This is a genomic window from Desulfurobacterium atlanticum, assembly GCF_900188395.1.
GTDB lineage: Bacteria > Aquificota > Aquificia > Desulfurobacteriales > Desulfurobacteriaceae > Desulfurobacterium_A > Desulfurobacterium_A atlanticum.
Genome location: NZ_FZOB01000002.1, coordinates 13444 through 36896, shown reverse-complemented (window position 1 = coordinate 36896; position 23453 = coordinate 13444). Strand labels below are relative to the sequence as shown.

Below are 23453 nucleotides of genomic sequence, written 5' to 3'. Positions count from 1 at the left end.
TGGCTTAATCCTTATGAATATATACTGTTACGCTTGTGCCTGGTTTTATACAGTTTATGGGGACATCTTTAAGTTTTATTTTTACAGGAATTCTCTGAGTTACTTTTGTAAACTCTCCCTGAGAGGTATCCCTTGGAATAAGTGCAAAGGTTGAGCCAGCAGCAGTTCCGATAGAAGATACTTTCCCATCAAAAGTTTCTCCGCATACTTCAAGTTCCGCTTTAACTCTGCTGCCTGTTTTAAATTCTTTGACTTTATCCTCTTCTATCCATGCAAGAACATAAAAGCTTTCAGGGTTATAAAGTGAGTAAACAGGAAGCCCTGGAGTTATGAACTCTCCTTTTTCCCTCCACTTCTTTGCAACTACTCCATCAACAGGTGATTTTACCGCTGTATGAGATAAAAGGATTTTTGCTTTTTCAAGTTGTGCTTTATTTGCTTCTATCTCTTTTTCAAGAGCATTTATGGAGTTTTTAAGTTCTTTTATGGATTTAAGATTTGCTCTGGCTATTTTTACTTCTTTTTCTGTAGCAGCTATTTTTGATTCAAGTGCTTTCCTTTCTTTCTTCACAATTTCAATCCGGTTTTTAAGAGATAAAGCACTTTTTAAATTTTCCTTTGCCACTGTTAGTTCTGCCAGTGCTTTTTGATATTTAAACTGAGCTGCTTTAAAAGCTGATTCTATCTGTTCATACTGCTGTTTTGAAATTATTTCTTTTTCATAAAGCTTTTTGAATCTTTCATACTGGTTTTTCCATCTGTTAAGATCTGTTTTTGCAGCTTCCACTCCTTTTTCTGCTGCATCTACAGCGCTTTTGGCTTTTGAAACAGAAGTTTGATACTCAGAAATGTATAAATTTTCTTTATTTTTCAACATTGACAATTTCTGCTTTTCACCCTTAAGCTTATCTATTACCATCTTTATCTGTTCTGGAAGTTGTTTTTCCATTTTTGAAAGTTTATTTTCAAGAGATAACTTTTTATAGTTAAGTGCTTCAATCTTCTTATCAAGTGCTTCAACCTGTTTTTGATAGAGGGAACTATCTATTTGAAAAAGAGGTTCTCCTTTCTTTACTTTTGAAAATTCCTTTACGTATAGTTTTGTTATTTTTCCTGAAGTATCCTGAGTTGAGATGGAAATAATATCAGCTTTCTGAAATGCATCTTCTGAAATAACATAAAGGTGTCTTAAGTAAAAGTAGTGTATAAGCCACGCTGTTGCAGCTATAATTGCTATTATGCCTGCTATAGAAAACCATTTCTTCCCGTTCATCTCTTTTCTCCTCATTTCAAGAATTATGAATCACGATTCATAATAAGTATAGGAAAATTTTGAGAGTTTGCCAATAGATTTTTAGAGTTTTTTATCCTAAGTATGTGGGAAAGTTATTTTAAGGTTGTTTTATAGCCGAAAATCTAAATATCTTTTAAAACTAAAATGATATAATATTTAAATAAAATATATGGGGAGGTAATCTATGAGAAAACTTTTACTGTTTTCGTTACCTGCTGTTCTGTTGATATCTGCAGGGTGTAACAGTTTTGAAAGTATAAGTGATTCTGAATCTCCTGAAGCCTGTAAATATGAGGTAACAAAAGCCCTTGATAAACAGGACTATGATAAAGCAATAGCTCTGTTAAATGGGATATGTAAAACTGCATTTTCAGATGAGAAGAGAAATATAAATCTCGGAGCTGCCTATTTAGGTAAAGCGGGCTATGATATTCCAAGTTTACTATCTGATCTTCTTGATAGTACCGATTCTGATGATCCAATGGCAACTTTCTTATCAAAAGTTGCAGGTGAAAATCCTGGAGATGATCTTAAAGACCTTGAAGAAGCGAGGAAATATTACTCTAATGCACTGGGTAATATTGACTGTAATTCAACCTCTCTTGATTATTTTGAAAAAGATGTTTGCTTTTTTAAAGGTATAGCAGATTTTGCAAAAGCAGCTACTTCTTTTTCTCTTCTTTTCCAGTCTGTTGGTGTAGAGGAGAATGTTCAGCAGGTTATTGAAATATGGGCAGGTGGAAATGACACAGAGAGTTTAACCTGTGATCTTGATGCAAATCAAAATAATGTACCAGATAGTGTTGAGTTTAGTGCAGGAGCACTTGAGTATGCTGCTACTGGAAATGTAACGTCATGTGACTCTGTAGTTCCTGAGGGGAACTTTACTTTTGGCTATCCAAATAAAAAATTTGAAGTAATAAAGCTTACCATAAATGCAAATGGTACATGTTCTGATAATGCTACTGATTACAAAGTTCTTGAAATTCTTTCTTCTGACACTAAGACAGTGGTGCTTACAGATGGATATTGTGATGCAGATAATGGAACTACCTGTGATGCTCTAAATGAAACTGCCAGATGTTATCCCTGTCCTATTGTAACCGAAAACGATACTGAAACAGTTATTAGTAGTATCGTTGAACTTATAAACAATGGAACGGAAACCATGGCTTCTGTTATTTCTGATGATAACGAAGATGTAGAGGAGAGCCTTACAGATATAAAAAGAGATATATGCGAACCGAATCCTTCAGCATGTCTATGTTCTTTTGATGGTGTTACATGGAATGATTGTACAAACGATACTTTAGATAGTGCAACGGATGTAAAAATAAAAAGTGATAATGAAACACTTGTTCAGGATCTGCTTGCTGATTATTTGACTAAGTAATTAAACTGGAAGGAGGGAGATTATGAAGAAAATAATGGGAGCATTAACTCTGCTTATAATAACAACTCTTCCGGCAACAGCAGCAAACTTTGAGTATCCTTATATATACAAGGATCCTTCTATAATGGCGATGGGAGGAGCTTATACTGCCGTTGGTGGAAGTGTAAATTCTTTGTTTTACAATCCTGCAGGATTGTCAGATGTAAGGGAAGAAGCCGGGTTTGAGGTAACTTTGCTTAAACTTGGTATTACAACTTCAGAAAAAACGTTTGATTTTGTAAATGATTTTACTGATGTTCTTGATATTGATAATGAAACTGAACAAACAAAAGCCCTGAATGATCTTATCTTGAAGTATCTTGGCGAGAATTTTCATCTTGATGCTCAGACCTTATTTCTTGGAATAGCAAAAAGTACAGAAAATTCAGGTTTTGGTTTTACAGTTGTTGGCAGTGCTCAGTTTAATTTTTCCACTCATACAGGTGCTGGGACTGATGGATTGATAGAGGTTCATCAGAGAGCTTATGGGGGGGTGATCGGAGGTTATTCAAGAAACTTTCTTGATGGAAAGCTGAAAGCGGGTATCGGAATTAAATATTTTTATGCTGAGTCAGTTGATCATAACTTTACCACTACAGAGATTTTGGAAAATAGTGATAATTTTACAGATTATGTTAACGATAACTACCTTTTTACAGGCTCTGGAGTTGGGTTTGACGTTGGGTTTGAATATGCTCCTTTTGAAGGAAACTTTTTAAATCCTCAATTTGGTCTTTCTATTCTTAATGTTGGTGATTTAGAGCTTGGGGATGCTGGAACTATTCCTATGAGCGTAAATCTTGGTGTAGCTTTAAAACCTGAGTTTGAAGGTTTTAAAGGATTCTTTAAATATCCTGTTATTGCTCTTGATATTGTTGATGTTACAAAGAATAACGGTGTTGATGATGACTGGGGTAAAAGGATTCGTGCAGGTGCAAAGGTAAATATATGGGACAACAAATTTACAACCTTTGCTGTTGCTACAGGTCTTTATCAGGGGTATCCAACTTTTGGTGTTGATTTCCGTTTAGGCGTATTTGCCCTTCAGTTTGCCACTTATGCTGAGGAAGTTGGTGCTTATGCAGGACAGGATGAAGATAGAAGATACACAGGTTCTGTTTCTATAGAGTGGTAGCTTTTCAGGGGAGGAAAATTCCTCCCTTCTTAAAGCTAATATTTCTTAAGCTAATATCTTTTAACAAATTGCCAATACTTTAATATATTGTGATCTGTATTTGCATTTACTCCACTAAAAATATTAAAATCTAAAGAATAAAATAATTTTTAGGAGGTAAAGGATGAAGAGGTTGAAAGGTTTTTGGGCTATGTTGATGGTGCTTCTTGTGACGATTATAGGATTTTCTTCAGCAAAAGCTGGAACCCTTGATAAGATTAAGCAAAGGGGTTACATGATTGTAGGTGTAAAGTATGACTTTAAGCCGTTTGGTTTTGTAAATGAAAAGGGAGAAGTTGTAGGATTTGACATTGACCTTGTTAAGTATATAGCCAAGAAGTTGGGGACAAAAGTGAAACTTGTTCAGGTTACATCAAAGACAAGAATACCGATGCTTGAAAGTGGAAGCGTTGATCTTGTTGCTGCTTCTATGACTCACAAAAGAAAAAGGGATCTTCCTATTGACTTTACAATAAGTTACTACTTTGATGGTCAGGCTATTTTAGCAAGAAGTGACTGTAAAGCTAAAAGCTATAAAGACTTTGCTGGCAAAAGGGTTGCTGCTATTCAGGGTGCAACAAGCGGTCCAAACTTTAAAAAAGTTCAGCCAAAAGCAAAAATTGTTTATTTCCAGGAATACCCACAGGCCCTTATGGCTCTTATGAAAGGGAAAGTTGATGCTATTACTACAGACTATACCTGGTGTGCTACTCAGGCAAAAGATTCTCATGGAAAGTTAAAAGTTATAGGTGAACCGTTTACCTATGAACCTTACGGTATGGGTGTTAGGGAAAACGACAGTGATTTTAGAGATGCTGTTAACTTTGCAATTCAGGATGCTGTGCTTGATGGAACTTATGCAAAAATCTACAAGAAGTGGTTTGGAAAAGAACCAACAAGATTGCCTGAAGTATGGCCTAAGTAACGGGGTTTTAAATGATAGTTGATCTTCTGGTTGAATACAAACAGCTTATAATTCAGGGTTTTTTAACTACTATAAAGCTATCCCTTATCGGGATAGCTTTATCTACTGTATGGGGATTTGTAATAGGTTTTTTTAGAAATTCAAGAAATGATTTTCTCAGAGTTTTTGGATACTATTATGTAGAGCTTTTCAGGAATATTCCCCTTATAGTGCAAATATTTTTTATCTATTTTTCCTTTAATATTGTGGATGTTTTTCCTGTTTTAAAGGACTTAGCTAAAGTTCTTAATGTAGATGATCCAAACGCATTTTTTTCGGCTCTTATAGCCCTTGTTCTTTACACATCTGCTTATATTTCTGAAGTTGTAAGGTCAGGACTTAATGCCATACCTTATTCTCAGATAGAAGCTGCTATGAGTCTTGGTCTTACAAGACTTCAGATAATCCGTTATGTAATAATTCCGGAACTGTTTCTTGTTATAATTCCTGCTCTTACAAATCAGTATCTTAATCTTATAAAAAACTCTTCTCTTGCAATGACAATAGGTGTTGCAGAGTTAACATTTGTAACACAGCAGATAGATGCTGAAACTTTTAGAGGTTTTGAGGCAGCTACAATAGTTACAATTCTTTATATTGTGCTAACATTAACAACTTCTTTTATCATGAATTTAGTAAACAGGTGGGTGTCAAAGAATGGCAGACGTGTATTTGCATAAAAAAAGCGATAGAGAGAAGGTTATTCATTTTGTTTCATTAACTTTAGCAGTAGTTCTTTTCTTTTTCTACTTGAAACATCTTAATTTTGAGCCACTTTTAACAAAAGATAATATAAGGTTTTTACTTTTTGGGATGCCTGGAGAAATAGGAGGGCTTGCCCTTACAATAATAATGACAGTTATAGTTGTTCCTGTAAGTTTATTTCTTGGTGCGCTTATTGCTGTGATGAGAAATTCAAAAATTTTTAAAATACCTGCCATTTTATATGTTGAAGTTATAAGAGCAACGCCTCTTATAATGGTTATTTTCTGGGTCTATTTTGCCATTCCGATTTTTGTAAGGGGAATTACAGGAAAAGATATTTCTGTTCAACCTGTTATTGCTGCTCTGATAGCTTTTTCAATATTTACTTCAGCATATGTCGCTGAAATTATAAGAAGTGGATTAAACTCTATTTCAAAAGGTATAAAAGAGGCGGCAGTAAGTCTTGGTTTTAATAAATTTCAGATTTATGCTTATATTATCATGCCCCTTGTTATTAAAAGAATGCTTCCTGCTCTTCTGTCTCAGTATATAGCACTCTTTAAAGATACTTCTCTTGCTTATATAATAGGTGTTATAGAGTTTTTCCGTGCTGCTACGATTTTAAACAACAGGCTGTTTTTAAGTATGGAAATTTTTACACTTGTTGCTATAGTATATTTTGTAATAGCTTTTTCTGTTAGTAAGTTTGCAAGGCATCTTGAATACAAATGGAGGAAACAGTTAAGTGAGTAAAGAGAAAACTGGAGAAAAAATTATCGTTTTTGACCATGTGACAAAATACTTTGGTGACTTTAAAGTTCTTGATGATATCTGTTTTGATGTTAATAAGTCTGAAATTATAGTTATATGCGGTCCCAGCGGAAGTGGAAAATCAACGTTGATAAGGTGTATAAACAGACTTGAGGAGATAAATGAAGGGAAAATTCTGTTTCACGGTAAAGATATAAGGGAGATTAAACCTATAGAATTGAGAAAAAAGATAGGTATGGTATTCCAGCATTTTAATCTTTTTCCTCATATGACTGTTCTTGAAAATGTAATGCTTCCTCTTGTTAAAGTTCAGAAGAAAGATAAGAGAGAGGCAGAGAAAATTGCTATTGAGACTCTTGAAAGAGTAAAACTTGGCGACCAACTTCACAAGTATCCCAGTGAACTTTCAGGAGGACAGAAACAGAGGGTTGCTATAGCAAGAGTTCTTGCAATGAAGCCAGAAGTTATGCTTTTTGATGAACCTACATCTGCCCTTGATCCTGAAATGGTTACTGAAGTTCTTGATGTTATGAAAGGTCTTGCAAAGGAAGATATTACGATTCTATGTGTTACTCATGAGATGGGATTTGCCAGAGAAGTGGCTGACAGGATTATTTTTATGGACAGGGGCAGAATTGTTGAAAATACAGATGTTGAAACGTTTTTCGGTAAAACAAACAACCCTCGTATTAAAGAATTTTTATCAAAAATTATGTAAATTCTTAAAACTTAACATATTTATTTGTTGGTAATTTTCCAATAGGGGTATAGATTTATACCCAGCATATAAATTTTCTGGAGGAAGTATGTCTGAAGTAATCAAAAGAGCAGCAGAACTTGCACAGGCTATTGCAAACTCTGAAGAATTGAAAAATCTCAGAGCAGCAGAACAGGAGCTTCTATCAGATTCTGAAGCTATGGAACTTTACAATGAGTTTCAGAGACTTCAGCAGATGGCACAGATGTCAGGAACTCCTGAAGTGATGCAGCAGCTTGAAGAAGCTTATAAGAAATTTGCTGAGAATGAGAAAGCTAAAGCGTTCCTTGAAGCGAATCAGCAGTTTGGAGCTATGCTTGAAACTGTAAATAAAATGCTTCAGGAAGCGATTGAAGGTCCAAAGCATCACGGTGATTGTGGAAGCTGCGGTGGAGGATGTGGCGTTTAATAGTTAAAAGCCCCGAAAAGGGGCTTTTTTTATGCCAACTCAGTTTTTCTTTAAATACAAATAAATATCCCGCTTTACTTAGTTGGGAACAAAAAATTTGAGAGGATTTTATAGTTTTCTTTAAGTTTTTTTAGCTCTATATATTCGTTTTTCTGATGAGCCTGTGATGGCTGTCCCGGTCCAAAGTTTACAGCATCTATGTTCCACTGTGAGAATCTTGCCACATCTGTCCACGCCTGCTTTGGTTCAACTTTAAGATTGTATTTTTCTATAAATCGGGAAAGTATAGGATTGTCAAGGCAGACCTTCCCCGATGGAGATAGATCTCTCCACTCAAACTTTTCAACTCCAACTTCTTTTCCAAGATTTTCAAGCTCTCTTTGTGCTTCTTCTACCGTTTTTGAAGGTGCAAAGCGGTAGTTTATATTTATAGTAAATGAGTCTGGAATTATGTTTCTTCCTCCTGTAAATTCAACCATTGTTGCGTTGATAACTTCATAATAATCAAGTCCAAAGAAGGTATATTTTTTCGGCTTTTTCTCCGACAAAAGTTTTAACAATTTCCATCCTTTGTGAATTGCGTTTTCCCCCTGCCATGGGCGGGCTGAATGTGCTCTTTTTCCTTTAAATACCATTCCGCAGTGAATAACGCCTAAACACCCAACTTGAACAGTGTTGTCTGTTGGTTCAAGGATTATAGCAAGGTTTATTTTCTTTAATATATCTTTAAATTTCTCAAAAAGTGGTATCAACCCACTTTCAAGGTAGGGACCTTCCTCTTTTTCATAAAGCAGGAAAATCAGGTTGTAAGGAGATTCTTTTAATGCGTAATCTCCAGCTATTTTTAAGATAACTGCATCTCCCCCCTTCATATCACTTGCACCAAGTCCGTGAAGTTTCCCGTCAATGATTTTGTTCGTAAATTCATTTATTCCAGGGACAGTATCAAGATGGCCTACAAGAGCAATTGTTGGCTTTCCTTCATTTAACTTTTTATATGCTAAGAGAGTATTACCTGTGCGGTTTACGGTAAGAGATGGGTTTTTATCTTTCATAAATTCCTCGCAGAAATCTGCTATCTCCTTTTCGTTTCCATACACAGATGGTATCTCTATAAGTTTTTTTAGAATTTCTACTACTTCCATTGCTGCTCCTCTTGTTTTAATTTTAGGATTATTCTATCTTTAATCCTATGGGATTTAAAGAGCTTGAAGAAAAAATTAAAACAGTGCCAGATGCTCCAGGTGTATATCTGTTTTATGGAAGTACAGGAGATGTGATTTATGTTGGGAAGGCGAAATCTTTAAGAAAAAGATTAACTTCCCATTTGAGAGCTACTGATCCGTCTGATAAAAGTTACAGGATAGTTCAAGCAGCCGTTGGGTTTGACTTTATTCTTGTTAGAAATGAGAGAGAAGCACTTGCGCTTGAAGCAGAGCTTATAAAGAAGCATTTTCCAAAGTTTAATGTTCTTATGAAAGACGACAAAACTTATCCCTATCTTCTCCTTACTGAAGAAGATTATCCTACTGTTAGGATTGTCAGGAAAACGGAAGGAAATTTAAAAGGGAAACTTTTTGGTCCTTTTATTCCTCCTAAAAATGCAAGATTAATGGCTGAACTTATTCACAAGATATTCAGGATACGCAAGTGTAAAGAGCTTAAAGAAAGAAATAAGCCGTGTATTCAATACCATATAGAAAGGTGTAGTGCTCCGTGTTCTAAATTTGTTTCAAAAAGTGATTATATGGAACAGGTAAAGGGTGCACTTTCTTTTCTTGAAGGAAATGTTAAGCAGTATCTTAATACTCTTTATGAACAGATAGAGGAACTTGCTCTCAGACAGGAGTTTGAGAGAGCTGCATTTCTCAGAGATCAGTTTATAGCAATTAAAAATCTCTATGAGAAATATGCTGTTTTTATGGATGAGTATAAAGATTGTGATATTTTCTATCTTGAGGAAAGGGGTGGAGTATTTGATGGTATTCATTTTATTGTCAGGCATGGTGTAATCACAGGAAAAGAGGAGTTTCTTTTTGATCCTTTTGAACCGTGGGAAACAGGTGTTTTGAAAGAACTTTTAAACTCTAAAGTTGATAAAGATGTTATCGGAACTATATGGATTAAACATTATTTTGAAAAAGGTGCGTTATCAGATACTGTTTTTACAAATTTCTCAATTGTTGATAGTTCTTTAACTGTTTCACCTTTAGAGATTCCTGAGAGAATGTTAAGTATTGTGTTAAGCAATAGGAAAAAATACAGAAGTCGGGCTATTTCAGTTGATATTTCCTCTCTTTCTAAAGATTATGAAGCTGTTTTTCTTGATTCATTTCCTGATAGAATTGAGGTGTTTGATATTTCTACACTGCAGGGTGAGGCAACTGTTGCATCCTGTATCGTCTGGGAAAGAGGGTTGTTCAGAAAAGATGAGTACAGACGTTATAAAATAAAAAGAGTAGAAGGTGTTAATGATTACGCTTCTATGGAGGAGGTTCTTTCTCGTAGATTTAAAAGTATTGTAGATGGAAAAATAAAGGTTCCTTCTCTTGTTCTTATTGATGGCGGTGTTGGTCAGCTTAATGTGGCTATTAAAATAAGAGATGCTTACGGTTTAAAGTTTAGAATTTTTTCTATAGCTAAAAGAGAGGAGATAGTTTATACTGACGATGGAGAAGTTGTGGAAACGAAGAAGTTTCCTTCTCTTTACAGATTTTTCACCTCTTTGCGGGATGAAGCTCATAGGTTTGCAATCACGTATAATAGAAATTTAAGAACCAAAATATTAAAGAAGAGTATATTTGACGGTATTAAAGGGCTTGGTATAAAAAGAAGAAGGATACTTGAGAAGTTTTATCCTGATGTTAAAGAACTTCTTCATGTAACTATAGACGAGCTTAAGAATATAGGCATACCTGAAAAAGTTGCTGTAAAAGTTATTGAGAGAGTTAGAGAAGTTTATAGAGAGTAGGAGGAGAATATGGAGCTTCTATGGGCACCGTGGAGATTGTCCTATGTTCAAAAAGTGACAAAATCTAAAAGTGAAAAGTGTTTTATTTGTGATGCTTTTAATGATGTGTCAGAAAATGATAGAAGTAATCTTCTTCTTCACAGAGGAGAAAAGGCGCTTGTAATACTTAACAGGTTTCCTTACAATACAGCACATTTGATGGTCTGTCCTGTAAGACATACCGGTGATTTCGAATCTTTACTTCCAGAAGAGATGCTTGAGATAGATGAGCTTTTAAAAAAAGCGATAAAAGTTATAAGAAGAGCGTATAATCCTGATGGATTCAATATTGGTCTCAATCTTGGGAAGGTTTCTGGAGGGAGCGTTGATACTCATATTCATTACCATGTAGTTCCAAGATGGAGTGGAGATACAAATTTTATGCCGGTAATAGGTGGAGTTAAAGTTATTCCTCAATCCCTTGAGGATACTTATGACATTTTGAAAAAAGTATGGAGTGAAAATGGCTAATTTTTTGGGAAGGTTTTTTGGAAAAGGTAGAAATGTAAATAGGAAAATAGAGGATTTCCTTAAAAATCTTTCTATAAATCGCATTAATTCTTTAAAAGAGCTACCGGAAATTGATATTGAAAAGCCGTTTAATGCGTATATTACTCTTGCCATTCTTTTAAGAGAAAAAGGGGAGTTTCATAAATGTATAAAACTGCTTGAAAATCTTTTAAAAGAATCTCTGGAGGATGATGATGAAAAACTTGTAATGCTTAATCTTGCTATAACCTATAGAGTTGCAGGTTTTGTGGACAGGGCAGAAGCGGTTTTAAAGGAGGGAATTGAAAAGTTTCCTGCAGAAGGGTATTTCTACTATGAACTTGCCAGAGTCAATCAACTTTATGATAATTGGGAGGAAGCTGTTAAAAATCTTGAAATAGCCCAGGGACTTAATGGAGAGTTTCAGGAAGAACTGTTTTATACAAAACTGTTTTTTATAAACCGATTAATTGATAATGAAGAAATAGATAAAGCTTTTGTAGTTGTTAAGACGCTTAATGATATTTTTCTTGTTCCCTTTTTTTATTACACTCTTGCTCGTATATATTTTGCCATTGGTGATGATGAACGGGCGATGAAAAACCTTGAGATAGGAATAAGGCTTTCTGAAAAACATGCTGACTCTTTTTTGAAACTTCTTAAAAAGTACAGGAATTTTAATATTGAAGAGCTTGAGGTTCTGATAAAAAGGGTTGGTCTTGTTTACTCTTTATCTGTTGAGTATGCAAAGCTTCTTGAAGTTGAAGGCAGGGAAGAAGAAGCTCTGGAAATTATAAATAAAGTTGCAGAAAAGTTTCCATTAAAAGCTGAAGTTAAAGAGTTGCAGTTAAGATTAATGTGGAATTTGGGAAAGAGAAAACAGGCAGTTGATGTTATACTTTCTTCACTTGAAAGGTTAAAAAAAGAACGTAAAAGGTACGTTTGTGAAGCTTGTGGCTATAAGACAAATTCGTTTGAATGGTGCTGTCCAAAATGTAAAACCTGGGAGAGCTTGAAACTTGATATTGAGTAGGTTTAAAAGTTTTATTGTGAAGTTGGGGCAGATTTTAAAGAGTCGTGTGTTTTTTAGGTTTTTGAGAGTTTTCTTTTTGACTATTTTCATTTTCTTCTTTTATAAATTTTCTGTTGAAGTTTTTCATTATTCCTTACAAAAATTGGAAGGAAAAGGCATTAATTTTGAGAATTTAAAAGTGGTTCCTGGGAAATTTATAAAAGTTGAGTTTTCAGGTGTTAAGTATAAAAGAGGCGGAGTTCTATTTTATGGAAGAGATGGAAAAGTTGTTTTTGATATTTTAAGTTCTATAAGAGAGTTTAAACCTGTGTTTAGTGATGTGGAACTTAAATCTTTCAGATTGATTATTGAAGGGGAAAAGGAAAGAGAGTCTGATAGTTTCAAAATTCCTGATTTTGAGAGTATAAGCTTACCTTTCAAGGTGGATAGGATTGGGATAGGAGATGGGGAAATTAAATTTATGGGAACCAATGTTTGTTTTAATGGATTACTTTATGAAAATAGAAAATTTATTGTGAAACCTTTGGAATTGGATATAAAGGGGAGAATTTTTTCTTTTTCTCAAATTACCGGAAAAATAAAGAATGAGAAAATCTTTATAAATAGGTTTTCTGTTAGCTCAAATTTTGGAAAGGTAGATGTTAGAGCTGGAGGAGATATTTATTTAAAAGTTTTTAATGCTACTATATCAGGTAAGTTTAACAGATATAGGTTTAATGTTTTGTTAAGTAAAGATTCAACCAACCTATATTCAAAAGGTTTTTTTGAGATACCGCAGTTTTTGGATAAAATTTTCTTTGATGTTAAATTGCAGGTTTTGGAAGATGTTTTTGTTTCTGGAACGCTTTATCCCTATGGAAAAAGTTTAGAAACTGAATTTAGTGGAAAGGTCTCAAAAAGTAAAGTTAATATTCGCGGTTTCTTAAACGGTGATTTACAAATCGGTGAGTTCAAAGTAAAAAATCTTGTCGGAGAATACAGTCTGGTAGGTGATTTAACATCTCCAGTTTTCATTTTTAAGGGAGGATCGGATCTTTTATCTTTTAATAATGGAAAACTTTCAAATCTTAAAGTAAGTTTAAACTTAAGACAGTTTGACAGAATTGAGGGAAATTTCTCTTTTAAAAGAGGAGGATTGTTTGACGTCTCTTTACAGGGTTCTGTTAGAAAGAGAAAATTTCTCTTTTCAGGAGATATTAGAAATTTTAATTTAAAAGATAACTTTCTAAAAAAACTTCTTTCACAGGATACACTTAACTGGATCCCTGATGTAAAAGGAAAAGTGGTTTTCAACGGAGAGTTTAATGAAAATAGATTGAAAAAGTTTCAGGCAACTCTTATAGCGGATGAATTTTATTTTAGAGGTTTCAGCGGGCAGGGTGAATTAAGAACTGTTCTTTTTGGTAAAGATAAATTGTCTTTATACGGAAAAATTAAGAGCTCTGAAGGTGAAATAGTTTTAAACGGCACCGCCAGTATTGATAGCAAAACTTTAAACTTAAAAGTAGATGTTAAAGATTTTTCCGTCTCATCACTGGACTTCCTCTCCAAAGAGGGACTGGCTGGTATCGTAAGTGGAAAAGGGAGTGTAGAAGGTAAATTTTCAGAACTTTCAGGCACTTTTCAGTTTTACTCTCCCGAATTTTCCTATTTTGGTGAAAAGTTTTCAGCTGTTAAAGGAGAGCTTATCTTTTCATATCCTTCCCTTTTTTTGATGGCTAAGAGTGATGATGAGAGATTAACTATTTCAAAGTTAACCATAGATTTCTTTCCCAGGTTTTCTATTGAAGTGCTGGGAAAGGTTAGGAATTTTCACCTTGCTACTCTTGAAAAGATTTTTTCAAGATATAAGATTGATAGTCCTTTAACTTTAAAGGGAGTTGCAACTGGTGACTTTAATGTTTCTTTTAGAACAGAGAAAAAAAATCCGTTTAGAATGGAGATAGGTATTTCCAGATTTGATGGTTCGTATGAGCTTCCTTCTATTGTTTCAGGTAGTGCAATAGGTAGAGGTAAAGTGGTTTTTGATAAATATCTTACAGTTGAAATTAAAGGAGTTTCTAAAAACACTTCTCTTGCAACAATTCCTTTTGAAGGTGGTGAATTTCAACTTAGCTTTGAGAACGCACAGCTTAAAATTTCAGGCAAAAAATTTTCTCTTTCTCTTGTTGATAAAAGCAAAATCGGCTTTGATGCTGTTGTTGATATTCAGGAAAAGAAGATTGATACTGACTTTAATATGGAAGGAGAAAAGAAGATTTCTTCTTTCAGGGCTATCTTTTCTCTTGCTGGTAAAGTGCTTGGAACCTTTGATAGTTTTGAAATACCGGTTACAGGAAAAGTGAATATAGAGTCGGATTATTTTCTTAATAATCATAAATTTTCCTTTTCCGGGAAACTTTTAGAACCTCAGAATAAAGGGAAATTTATGTTCTCTTCCAGAAACGGGAATATTGAGGTTTCTGTTGATAATAAAACTTTAAATTTAGAAGGGAAGTTAAAAGATATTGGTTTAAAAACTAAAAAAGGGAAAGTTTTAATAGGTCTTATGACTGCAGAGCTTTCTATCCCAGATTTTGATTTTACCAGAATAGAGGGAGATGTAGCTATTCCCGTGGTTTCTTTTGTTCCAGATGATGAGGCTTTGCCGGTAATTTATTCTTCAACTGGTGTGTATGTTACTGTTAAAGGGATGAGTGTTTCTGTTGCTGATACAGGTTTTTCTTTTGATGGTGGCTGGTTAGAGATTAAAGATTTATTTCTTGATGAGGAAAAGATTGAAGGGAAATTTGAAGGGAGCTTTGATGGTGAAAAAGTAGTTGAAGTGGCTAAACTTCAGAATACTGTAAATGCTGTTTCTGGTGAGATTGGTGTTTCAGGCCGTTTTAAGTACAGCTTTGAAAGTGAGAAATTAAATTACTTTCTGTCTGTAACTTCTGACAGGCTTAAAATGCGTGTGAAATATGTGCTTGCAAAGTTAACATTTACCGATGTCAACATTGGAATTGAAGATGGAAAACTTCAGTATCTTTTTGCGGGGGTCTCTGCTGGCGGAGGAAATATTGTTATTTCTGGTAAGGGTAAGATTTCTCTGTCAGCATTTAATATTCCTGTTGGTGAGGCTGGTGTATGGAGAGCGAGAGTTACAGGTAATTTGAATTATGACGGGAAAAAAGTAAAAGGTACGGTTACAGTTTCGCGACCTGTTATATTGAAACTTGCCAAAGATGATAAAGAAACTTCTGGAATTTTTTTACCTTTTGAGGCTGATATAGGTATAAATTTTGCTGAGCCCATTGTTTTACGCTCACCGCTGTGGGAAGTTAAAGTACTACCAACTTTAAAATTTACTGTGAGAGATTCTATTCCTGTTGTTTCAGGTAATTTTTTTGTTTTAGGTGGAAAAATAAAATATATGGGAAAAGAGTTTCAAATAGATTACGGTTCCGGAGTGATAGATAACCTTTTGGATTTAAAAGGAACGATAAATATCGCTTCCACATCTAAGGTAAATGATTATTATATTTACATGTTTATCAGGGGAAGTTTAAAAGCCCCTGTGCTTTACTTTTCTTCAGAACCTCCACTTTCCAGAGAGCAAATCTTAAGTCTGCTAATGACGGGTGCCACTCCATCTGATATGGAAAGGAGTAATGAAATTTTTCCTGTGGTTCAGGTTGCTTATTATGCTTCCTCTTTTCTTTTAAAACCTGTGGAGAAACAGTTTACAAAAATTTTGAGCCTTGAGTCTTTTGTTGTGGAACCTTACATTACAAAATATGGCGAAACTGTGTTTAAACTGTCGCTTACCAAACGGATAGGGAACAGGCTCCGTCTGATAGGATATCAAACTACCGGTCAGGATCCGGAGTTCAGCGTTGGTTTTCAATATTTTATCGGAAGATATAAGAATTTTTACTTAGAGTATCTTTACAGCAATTATTACGCAAACGAGTATGGTATAGGCTTTGATGTGAGGTTTAACGATTGGGAAGATTTAAAGAAACTGAGATTGAGAAAATAGTAGAAAAATTGAAGCAGTGTGGAGCTGTTTTTGAACCACCGCCCAAACATGCATCTTATAGAATCAGGTTGGGAGATGGAATTTTAACGATTTATAGTTCCGGAAGTCTGGTTTACGGCGGGAAAGATAAAGAGAGGTTAAAAAATATTGTAATGAAAGTTCTTTCCTCATCTATTGATAAAACTCCAAGGGTTGGTTGTGATGAAGCCGGAAAAGGTGAGTATGTTGGACCTCTTGTTGTGTCAGCTGTATTTGCTGATGAATTCGGCATAGATAAGCTTTTACGTCTTGGAGTAAAGGATTCAAAAAAATTATCGGATAAAAAGGTTTTAGAACTTTCAGAGAAAATTAGAGAGAAAGTTAATGGAAAAGTTAAAATTTTAATGCCGAAAAGTTACAATATTCTTTACTCAAAGTTTAAAAATTTAAATAAACTTCTTGATTATGTTTATTGCGAGCTTTTGAAAGACCTTTACAGGAAATTTAAATTTAAGAAGGTTGTGATAGATAAGTATGATAATACCCTTGAAAGTGAACTTAGAAAGATTTTTCCGAAAAATATGGATATTGTTGTAGTAAATAGAGCCGAAGATGATCCTGTTGTTGCAGCTGCTTCTATTGTGGCAAGGGCTGAACGACTAAGAAGAATGGAACTATTGGAAAAAAAGTATGGAATTTCTCTTCCGAAGGGAAACAAACCGGAAGAAATAGACACGTTCCTTAATAATGTTCCTGAAGAACTTTTACCTGAGCTTGTGAAAACCCACTTCAATATTAAAAGAGGAGACCAGGGATGAAAAAATTCAATAGATTTCTTACACTACTTGGAGCAGTGTTTTTAATGTTGCTTCTTTTTTCATTGTTCAGGGCTATCTTTGGGGCAGGGAATACTTATCCACCGAAAGGAATAGCTGTTTTGAAAATAAAAGGGGTTATTACTGATTCAGATTACTATTTAAATAAACTTGACAGGTTAAGGAAAGAAAAGAGAGTAAAAGCTATAGTTTTACGTGTAGATTCTCCTGGTGGTTCTGTTGTTCCGTGTCAGGAGATATACAATGAGATTTTAAGAGTGAAAAAGGATAAACCTGTTGTTGTATCTATGGGTTCTGTTGCGGCTTCTGGGGGGCTTTACATCTCTTCTGCTGCTACAAAGATATTCGCAGAGCCTGCTACTATTACAGGAAGTATAGGTGTTATTATGCAGACAATGAATTTTAAGAAAGTAGCTGATAAAGTAGGGATAAAAGTTATAACCGTTAAAAGTGGCCCTCATAAGGATTTGTTAAATCCTTTTAAAGATATTGATAAAGGAGACATTGAAATAGTTCAAAATTTAATTAACGATGTTTATGAACAGTTCCTTGAGGCTGTTTCAAAAGGAAGGGGAATAGAAGTTTCGAAGTTGAAAAAGATAGCGGACGGAAGAGTTTTTTCTGGAAGGCAGGCTTTGAAGTTTGGGCTTGTTGATAAGCTTGGTGATTTGCATGATGCTATTGAAGAGGCAAAAGTTCTGGCAAATGCTAAAGATGCAAAGCCGTTTGAAGTTAAAAAAGAAAAAAGTTTTTTTGAAAAGCTTTTTGGGGATGAAAGCAGAGTTATTTTTGGTAAAATTGCGAACATAATTTCTGGACAGATAGAAAGTAAAGATTTAATGTACCTTTATTAGTAATGGAGGTTTTGTGGGAGAGTTAAAGGATCATATTTTAAAATGGCTTAAAGATAGAATAGATAAAAAGCAACATGTTGAGGTTATAAGCTTTTACAATGAGGTTCCGGTTCATGTAAAATTGGTTCCTACTTCTGTTGAAGGTTTTAAAACTGTTGGCTGGGAGAGTAACCCCAAATTGATCCCAGCTGTAGATCAAACTCAAGCTTTTTATATCCCTTTTGTTCATCCAGTGCATAAAGAAAGAGAGATTCTTTCTGCAGGAGTGTTGTATTATGGGAAGGATTATATAGAAACAACATTTCCCTCTTTTTCTATAGATCCGAGGTTTAAAAGAAACAGTGTAAGAATAAAGGTTTCAGATTTAAAGCCTGTAATTGTTAGAATTAACGATGGGGAGAAAACTTTAACTTTGAGGGCTTTAGATATTTCTGAAGGTGGTGTGGGCGTTGAGGCGGAAAAAGGGACATTTTCTCTAAATGAAGAGTTGATGTTGGATTTAAAGTTTCCTGATGGCAAAGAGGTAAATAATATTTTCGGAAAGGTTGTTAATGTGGAGTCTCTAATGCCTGATAAGAAAAAAGAGAAAGCAGGAATTGCCTTCTTGAAAATAAGGGAAAAGGATAAAGATGTTATTAATAGGTATATAGTTCAGAGGCAAAAAGAGATAATAAATGAATTTAAAATGTTCTGTGAGGAATGAATCAGTAAATTATCAGATTTATTCCTCGTGATATTATATAGGGGATTTCTTCTGGTTTTTCAACTCCCGGGATTAGAAAGTATCTTTTGCCGGGAATATCAATAGATAGCCCTCTAATTTCAAACCTTGAACGTTTTCCTACTGTTCCGGGAGGTTCTACTATAACAAGTTTTATTTTTTGAACCGCAAACGGGATACTTTGTACAGCCAGTTTAATTGTATTTTCAAGATTTTCTTCTTCTACAGGGATAACTTTGAAACCTTCCATTTTTTTCCGCGTTTTTTCCTCCGGATTTATTTCAGGAGATGTTATAAACACTTTTATTTTTTTGAAAAGGAAACCATAAGGTGTTTTTACAGGCCTTTCTCTGGTCAATAGCTTGAGAAGTTTTGCCACTTTTAATTCAGGATTACCTGTTAGAAGCTTAAAAATGCCTGCTTTTCCATCTTCTTTGTATCCTTCAGGTTGTTCTAATGTGATTCCGTAAGCTGAAAGGAGGTTTTTTAGTTTTTTGGGTGTATCTGGTGTAAGATTGAAAATAACCACATTTCCTGTTTCCGTATCGTATGTTAAATAGTCGTAATGATATATTAGCCTATCTACAGTTCCAAGTTTTAAAGTTCCGTTTGCCTCAAATTCTCCAAAAGATGACAGAAGATAGTCTTCAAATAGTTTGAGAAACTCCTCTTTACTTGATACAGTGTTGTATCCTATACTTTCAAGCTCTTTGATAATTTCAGGAGAAAGATTGTTGTTAAGATTGAAAATGTAATTTTTGCTTTTGATTGTTAGTAGTGGATTTTCTTTTAGGTTTACAACACCGCTGTTTAAAAGGATTGTTCCTTTTTTATAAATTTTTCCAAAGTTACTTAACATTGTAGAAACATCAGGAATTAAGGTCTTGTCTGCCTTTACCGTTTTTCTATTTTTAAATTTTGTCTGCGGGAGGGGAATTTTAATAATTTGCCCCACTTTTATTTTGTCAGGATCTTTAATTTTGTTTAATTTTACGATTTCATCAAGCATCTTTATCGGTAGTTTGTACTTTTTCAGTATACCGTAAATGGTATCTCCCGGTTTTATTTTATAGTAAAGAATTTTTTTATCTGCATTTGGAGAGATTTGGGATGTTTTTATTATATTAATTTTATAAACTTTCGTTTCCGCATAAGAGAAATTTACAAAACTACACCCTACAATAACTCCTGTAATTAACCCAAGTAGTTTTCTTTCCATTTTTCCAATTCCTTTAATGCTCTTTCTGCCTGAAATTTTCTTCTGTTTCTTTTTCCTTTAATTTTAACAGCTGGAAGTAATCCAAAATTAGCATTCATTGGCTGAAACTGATCAGGGTCTGCTTCACAGATATATTTTAACAATCCTCCTATCATTGTGGTTTCAGGAGGAGGTTTGATTTCTTCTCCTTTCATAAGTTTAGCTGCATTTATACCGGCAATTATTCCTGTGGCAGCAGATTCTGGATACCCTTCCACTCCTGTTATCTGTCCTGCAAAGAAAACAGTTGGATTTTTTTTAAGTTGAAGGGTTGGAAGAAGCAATTTTGGAGAGTTTATGAAAGTGTTTCTGTGGATACTACCATATCTGGCAAATTCAACATTTTCAAGTCCCGGTATAAGTCTGAAAACCCGTTTTTGTTCTGGGTAGGTCAGTTTTGTCTGGAATCCGACCATATTTAAAAGAGTTCCTTCGCTATTTTCTTTTCTTAATTGAACCACGGCAAAAGGCCTTTTGCCAGTTTTGGGATCTATTAAACCTACAGGTTTCAGCGGTCCGAAGAGAAGGGTTTCTTTTCCTCTTCTTGCCATCTCTTCTATCGGCATACATCCTTCAAAATATGCTTCTTTTTCAAATTCCTTTAAAGGAACTTTTTCAGCATTTATAAGTGCTTTGTAGAATCTGCTATATTCCTCTTCTGTCATCGGACAGTTAAGGTAATCATTACCGCCTTTACCGTATCGTGATGCCCAGAAACATTTTGAGTAATCTACAGTATCTGCATAAATTATAGGAGCTATGGCATCGTAAAATGAGAGGGACTCTTCACCTAAAAAATCTGTAAGATAGGAAGAGAATCTGTCTGATGTTAATGGTCCAGTTGCAACAATTGTTATCCCGTTTTCAGGGATAGAGGTGATTTCCTGTCTTACAACGGTAATATTGGGATGGTTTTCTATTTTTTTAGTTATATATTGGGCAAATTTTTCTCTGTCAACTGCAAGAGCACCACCGGCTGGAACAGAGGTGTTTTTTGCAGCTTCTATAACAAGAGAACCTAAAGTTTCCATCTCTTTTTTCAGCAGTCCTCTTGGAGTGGTTTCTTCAATACCTCCAAGTGTATTACTACATACAAGTTCTGCTAAAAAGTCTGTTTTGTGTGCCGGAGTTTTTTTCTTGGGGCGCATTTCGTAAAGGTTAACTTTAAAGCCTTTATTTGCCAGCTGCCAGGCTGCTTCAACTCCAGCAAGACCTCCACCGATTACGCTTACATTTTCCATCTCTATCCTTTTGATACCAGATTTTCAATTTTTTTAGCCTGTTCTGCTGCGGCAAGAGCATCTATCATCTCATCCATTTCGCCATCAAGAAACTGTTCAAGGTTGTAAAGAGTAAGTTTTATTCGGTGGTCGGTTACTCTATTTTCTGGAAAGTTGTAAGTTCTTATTTTTTCACTTCTGTCACCACTTCCAATTTGTGAACGTCTTTCCGAATCAAGGTTTTCTTTCTGCTGCCTTTCATATATCTCCTTCAGTCTTGCCCTTAAAATTTTCATCGCTTTTATTCTGTTTTGAATTTGAGAACGTTCATTTGAACATGTAACCACAAGGCCTGTAGGTATATGTGTGATTCTAACCGCTGAATCTGTTGTGTTTACGTGTTGTCCTCCCGCTCCAGAGGCTCTGTATGTATCTATTTTAAGGTCTTTTTCATCAATTTTTATTTCCACTTCTTCTGCTTCTGGTAAAATGGCAACCGTTGCAGCTGATGTATGGATTCTCCCACCAGACTCTGTAACTGGAATTCTTTGAACCCTGTGAACACCACTTTCATATTTTAGCCTGCTGTAAGCTCCTTTTCCGGAAATCAGAGCTGAAATCTCTTTAAATCCTCCAAGCCCGGTTTCATTCTGGGAGAGAATTTCTACTTTCCACCCTTTTCTTTCTGCATATCTACAGTACATTCTGAAAAGGTCTGCTGCAAAAAGTGCCGCTTCTTCTCCTCCTGTTCCAGCACGAATTTCAAGAATAACATTTTTCTCATCGTTAGGGTCCTTTGGAATGAGAAGCTTTTTAAGTTTAGTTTCTATCGTCTTCTGTTCTTTTTCAAGTTCTTTTTTCTCTTCTTTTGCAAGTTCTATAAACTCTTCATCCTCACCTGAGTGAATCATCTCTATCGCATCTTTTATTTGAGCTTCTATTTCCTTATATCTCTCATAAGTTTCTACAATTGGTTGAAGTTCTTTATGTTCCTTTGCAAGTTCTCTGTATCTGTTTCCGTCTGAGATAACTTCAGGGTCACTTAAAAGTTTCTCTATATCTTTAAATCTCTGGCTTATCTCTTCAAGCCTTTTGATTACACTATTTTCCATTTTTCCCTCCAACTTATCTTTTGCCTATTTTTCTTTCAAAATCTCTTTTAAGTTTCTTATATCTCTGGAGGGCAAGCCGTTTCTGGATAGGAGATAGGCGATCTATAAAAACTATCCCGTTTAAATGGTCAATCTCATGCTGAAACGCTCTTGCCAGCAAATTTTCACCTTCTATTGTAAACTCTTCCCCTTCAAGATTCTGGGCTTTTACTTTAACGTAAGCAGCTCTTTTAACCTTTTTGTAAAGTCCCGGTAAAGATAGACAGCCTTCCTGATTGATCTGTTCTCCTTCCATTTCAACTATCTCAGGGTTTATAAGAATAATCTGCTCTTTTCCCTGATTCTCTTTGCCTGAATTTAAATCCATAACCACAATTCTTTTAAGTATTCCCACTTGGTTTCCTGCAAGTCCGAGGCCTCCACGTTTATACATCGTTTCAAACATTTGGTTAACTATGTTTTTAAGCTCTTCATTAAATTCAGTTACTTTTTCAGCCTTTTTTAAGAGTATTTCATGAGGATAAAGTAGTATTTCCATTTTTGACTCCTTGAAGGTTGCTAAGAATAAAATTATACGATTTTAACTGGTCCTCTTCCGTTTTTGCTTCCATTGTAAGAATTTGAGATATATTTTTTTTACTGTTTAGAAGTTTTATTAGATCTGAAAAGTCTATTGTTCCTTCTCCGGCAGCTATGTGAAGGTCGTTTTTTCCGTCATTATCATGTATGTGAAACTCAAATAGTTTATCCTTACAACTCTCTATCCATTCGGATAAAGGTAAAGAGGAGAAGATTTTCCAGTGGCCTATATCAAGGCATATTCCTGCATTTTCCCTGTCTATTGCAGATATAAGTTTAATCAGATGTTCTGGTGTTTCATCAAAAACGTTTTCTATGGCTATTTTTGTGTTTTTAAACAGGTCGGCAATTTGCTGGAATGTATCAACACAGTTTCTAAACCACCTATCGTAAATTGGCAGGATTTTTCTTGGATGAAATCCCGAGTGAAAAACTATCCCTTCAGGATTTAAGATTTCTTCAATAGGTTTCATCTCTCTGTACCTTTTTATAGTTGCTTCTCTTACATAACTATCAACAGCCCCGGGATTCAGGTCAAGGAAAGGTGCGTGAAAAGTTACAGGCTTTTCTTTTAATATCTCTTTCACTTTTGCAAAAAATTTAAGGGGGACGTTTTCTAAAACATCGGCTGTGAGCTGAAGTTCAACACCAAATCCGTTTGCAGCAGCCCTTTCTATTCTTTTTAGGTTTCTTTCTAAAATTTCTTTTCCAGGAATATGAGCAACTATTTTCATCTTTTTCCTCGGTAGATTGTGTAATCAAAATTTATGGTGTAGGAGGTTTTAGTGCAATAAAAGATTTTTGTTAAAATAATGTAAAATTTTTTGGGAGG

The 23453-nt window shown here is 34.8% G+C and carries 21 protein-coding genes; 14 read left to right on the top strand and 7 right to left on the bottom strand.

Features of this window, described 5'->3' with window-relative positions; genetic code table 11:
- Positions 1-4 precede the first annotated feature (4 nt).
- Entirely contained in the window at positions 5-1273 is a 1269-nt protein-coding gene (locus CHB58_RS01740) for an HlyD family secretion protein (protein ID WP_180706391.1), read from the bottom strand.
- 205 nt (positions 1274-1478) lie between these two features.
- Here CHB58_RS01740 and CHB58_RS01735 point away from each other — a divergent pair, with 205 nt between their 5' ends.
- From CHB58_RS01735 to CHB58_RS01705, 7 genes are all read left to right on the top strand, one after another.
- Positions 1479-2687, top strand: a complete 1209-nt coding sequence (locus CHB58_RS01735; protein WP_089322385.1) for an outer membrane protein assembly factor BamD — start codon at positions 1479-1481, stop codon at positions 2685-2687.
- A 22-nt stretch (positions 2688-2709) separates the two neighbouring features.
- Positions 2710-3861, top strand: coding sequence for a PorV/PorQ family protein (locus CHB58_RS01730; protein ID WP_089322384.1), 1152 nt, complete (start codon positions 2710-2712; stop codon positions 3859-3861).
- A 163-nt stretch (positions 3862-4024) separates the two neighbouring features.
- The gene (locus CHB58_RS01725) at positions 4025-4825 is read left to right on the top strand and encodes a transporter substrate-binding domain-containing protein (RefSeq protein ID WP_089322383.1); all 801 of its coding nucleotides are present in this window, start codon (positions 4025-4027) and stop codon (positions 4823-4825) included.
- 11 nt (positions 4826-4836) lie between these two features.
- Positions 4837-5544 carry an amino acid ABC transporter permease gene (locus tag CHB58_RS01720; protein WP_089322382.1) on the top strand — a complete coding sequence of 236 codons (708 nt, stop codon included), beginning with the start codon at positions 4837-4839 and terminating at the stop codon, positions 5542-5544.
- Positions 5522-6322, top strand: coding sequence for an amino acid ABC transporter permease (locus tag CHB58_RS01715; RefSeq protein ID WP_089322381.1), 801 nt, complete (start codon positions 5522-5524; stop codon positions 6320-6322). The genes CHB58_RS01720 and CHB58_RS01715 overlap by 23 nt, the downstream gene beginning before the upstream one ends.
- Positions 6315-7058 carry an amino acid ABC transporter ATP-binding protein gene (locus CHB58_RS01710; protein WP_089322380.1) on the top strand — a complete coding sequence of 248 codons (744 nt, stop codon included), beginning with the start codon at positions 6315-6317 and terminating at the stop codon, positions 7056-7058. The genes CHB58_RS01715 and CHB58_RS01710 overlap by 8 nt, the downstream gene beginning before the upstream one ends.
- An 88-nt stretch (positions 7059-7146) precedes the next feature.
- The gene (locus CHB58_RS01705; protein WP_089322379.1) at positions 7147-7506 is read left to right on the top strand and encodes a YlbF/YmcA family competence regulator; all 360 of its coding nucleotides are present in this window, start codon (positions 7147-7149) and stop codon (positions 7504-7506) included.
- Positions 7507-7580: 74 nt separating this feature from the next.
- Here CHB58_RS01705 and dapE read toward each other — a convergent pair whose 3' ends face one another.
- The gene (gene dapE / locus CHB58_RS01700) at positions 7581-8651 is read right to left on the bottom strand and encodes a succinyl-diaminopimelate desuccinylase (protein ID WP_089322378.1); all 1071 of its coding nucleotides are present in this window, start codon (positions 8649-8651) and stop codon (positions 7581-7583) included.
- Positions 8652-8698: 47 nt separating this feature from the next.
- Here dapE and uvrC point away from each other — a divergent pair, with 47 nt between their 5' ends.
- From uvrC to CHB58_RS01665, 7 genes are all read left to right on the top strand, one after another.
- On the top strand, positions 8699-10477 hold the full coding sequence (gene uvrC / locus CHB58_RS01695; RefSeq protein ID WP_089322377.1) for an excinuclease ABC subunit UvrC: 1779 nt from the start codon (positions 8699-8701) through the stop codon (positions 10475-10477).
- A gap of 9 nt (positions 10478-10486) precedes the next feature.
- Positions 10487-10987 carry an HIT family protein gene (locus CHB58_RS01690; RefSeq protein WP_089322376.1) on the top strand — a complete coding sequence of 167 codons (501 nt, stop codon included), beginning with the start codon at positions 10487-10489 and terminating at the stop codon, positions 10985-10987.
- Positions 10980-12038, top strand: a complete 1059-nt coding sequence (locus CHB58_RS01685; RefSeq protein WP_089322375.1) for a tetratricopeptide repeat protein — start codon at positions 10980-10982, stop codon at positions 12036-12038. Before CHB58_RS01690 ends, CHB58_RS01685 begins: the two co-directional genes overlap by 8 nt.
- Positions 12039-12114: 76 nt before the next feature.
- The gene (locus tag CHB58_RS01680) at positions 12115-16062 is read left to right on the top strand and encodes a translocation/assembly module TamB domain-containing protein (protein ID WP_219350056.1); all 3948 of its coding nucleotides are present in this window, start codon (positions 12115-12117) and stop codon (positions 16060-16062) included.
- On the top strand, positions 16026-16859 hold the full coding sequence (gene rnhC / locus CHB58_RS01675) for a ribonuclease HIII (protein WP_089322373.1): 834 nt from the start codon (positions 16026-16028) through the stop codon (positions 16857-16859). Before CHB58_RS01680 ends, rnhC begins: the two co-directional genes overlap by 37 nt.
- Entirely contained in the window at positions 16856-17731 is an 876-nt protein-coding gene (sppA, locus tag CHB58_RS01670; RefSeq protein WP_089322372.1) for a signal peptide peptidase SppA, read from the top strand. The genes rnhC and sppA overlap by 4 nt, the downstream gene beginning before the upstream one ends.
- Before the next feature lie 13 nt (positions 17732-17744).
- A complete protein-coding gene (locus tag CHB58_RS01665; protein WP_180706389.1) occupies positions 17745-18434 on the top strand; it encodes a flagellar brake protein in 690 nt (229 codons plus the stop codon).
- A 1-nt stretch (position 18435) separates the two neighbouring features.
- Here the strand turns inward: CHB58_RS01665 and CHB58_RS01660 are convergent, their stop codons facing one another.
- The 5 genes from CHB58_RS01660 to CHB58_RS01640 are packed head-to-tail and all read right to left on the bottom strand — an operon-like array spanning position 18436 to position 23355.
- Positions 18436-19671 carry a LysM peptidoglycan-binding domain-containing protein gene (locus CHB58_RS01660; RefSeq protein WP_089322370.1) on the bottom strand — a complete coding sequence of 412 codons (1236 nt, stop codon included), beginning with the start codon at positions 19669-19671 and terminating at the stop codon, positions 18436-18438.
- Complete coding sequence (gene trmFO, locus CHB58_RS01655) at positions 19647-20951, bottom strand: FADH(2)-oxidizing methylenetetrahydrofolate--tRNA-(uracil(54)-C(5))-methyltransferase TrmFO (RefSeq protein ID WP_089322369.1); 1305 nt, start codon at positions 20949-20951, stop codon at positions 19647-19649. Before trmFO ends, CHB58_RS01660 begins: the two co-directional genes overlap by 25 nt.
- 2 nt (positions 20952-20953) lie before the next feature.
- A complete protein-coding gene (gene prfA, locus CHB58_RS01650) occupies positions 20954-22042 on the bottom strand; it encodes a peptide chain release factor 1 (RefSeq protein WP_089322368.1) in 1089 nt (362 codons plus the stop codon).
- 13 nt (positions 22043-22055) lie between these two features.
- The gene (def, locus tag CHB58_RS01645) at positions 22056-22580 is read right to left on the bottom strand and encodes a peptide deformylase (RefSeq protein ID WP_089322367.1); all 525 of its coding nucleotides are present in this window, start codon (positions 22578-22580) and stop codon (positions 22056-22058) included.
- Positions 22555-23355, bottom strand: a complete 801-nt coding sequence (locus tag CHB58_RS01640) for a sugar phosphate isomerase/epimerase family protein (RefSeq protein WP_089322366.1) — start codon at positions 23353-23355, stop codon at positions 22555-22557. Before CHB58_RS01640 ends, def begins: the two co-directional genes overlap by 26 nt.
- Positions 23356-23453: the final 98 nt, after the last annotated feature.

Bases quoted from the DNA above. Each gene is read 5' to 3' on its own strand.
- CHB58_RS01720 (WP_089322382.1), top strand. From the start codon at position 4,837: ATGATAGTTGATCTTCTGGTTGAATACAAACAGCTTATAATTCAGGGT.
- CHB58_RS01690 (WP_089322376.1), top strand. From the start codon at position 10,487: ATGGAGCTTCTATGGGCACCGTGGAGATTGTCCTATGTTCAAAAAGTG.
- CHB58_RS01705 (WP_089322379.1), top strand. From the start codon at position 7,147: ATGTCTGAAGTAATCAAAAGAGCAGCAGAACTTGCACAGGCTATTGCA.
- CHB58_RS01715 (WP_089322381.1), top strand. From the start codon at position 5,522: ATGGCAGACGTGTATTTGCATAAAAAAAGCGATAGAGAGAAGGTTATT.
- CHB58_RS01740 (WP_180706391.1), bottom strand. From the start codon at position 1,273: ATGAACGGGAAGAAATGGTTTTCTATAGCAGGCATAATAGCAATTATA.
- CHB58_RS01735 (WP_089322385.1), top strand. From the start codon at position 1,479: ATGAGAAAACTTTTACTGTTTTCGTTACCTGCTGTTCTGTTGATATCT.
- CHB58_RS01725 (WP_089322383.1), top strand. From the start codon at position 4,025: ATGAAGAGGTTGAAAGGTTTTTGGGCTATGTTGATGGTGCTTCTTGTG.
- dapE (WP_089322378.1), bottom strand. From the start codon at position 8,651: ATGGAAGTAGTAGAAATTCTAAAAAAACTTATAGAGATACCATCTGTG.
- CHB58_RS01640 (WP_089322366.1), bottom strand. From the start codon at position 23,355: ATGAAAATAGTTGCTCATATTCCTGGAAAAGAAATTTTAGAAAGAAAC.
- trmFO (WP_089322369.1), bottom strand. From the start codon at position 20,951: ATGGAAAATGTAAGCGTAATCGGTGGAGGTCTTGCTGGAGTTGAAGCA.
- CHB58_RS01730 (WP_089322384.1), top strand. From the start codon at position 2,710: ATGAAGAAAATAATGGGAGCATTAACTCTGCTTATAATAACAACTCTT.
- uvrC (WP_089322377.1), top strand. From the start codon at position 8,699: ATGGGATTTAAAGAGCTTGAAGAAAAAATTAAAACAGTGCCAGATGCT.
- prfA (WP_089322368.1), bottom strand. From the start codon at position 22,042: ATGGAAAATAGTGTAATCAAAAGGCTTGAAGAGATAAGCCAGAGATTT.
- CHB58_RS01685 (WP_089322375.1), top strand. From the start codon at position 10,980: ATGGCTAATTTTTTGGGAAGGTTTTTTGGAAAAGGTAGAAATGTAAAT.
- sppA (WP_089322372.1), top strand. From the start codon at position 16,856: ATGAAAAAATTCAATAGATTTCTTACACTACTTGGAGCAGTGTTTTTA.
- def (WP_089322367.1), bottom strand. From the start codon at position 22,580: ATGGAAATACTACTTTATCCTCATGAAATACTCTTAAAAAAGGCTGAA.
- CHB58_RS01660 (WP_089322370.1), bottom strand. From the start codon at position 19,671: ATGGAAAGAAAACTACTTGGGTTAATTACAGGAGTTATTGTAGGGTGT.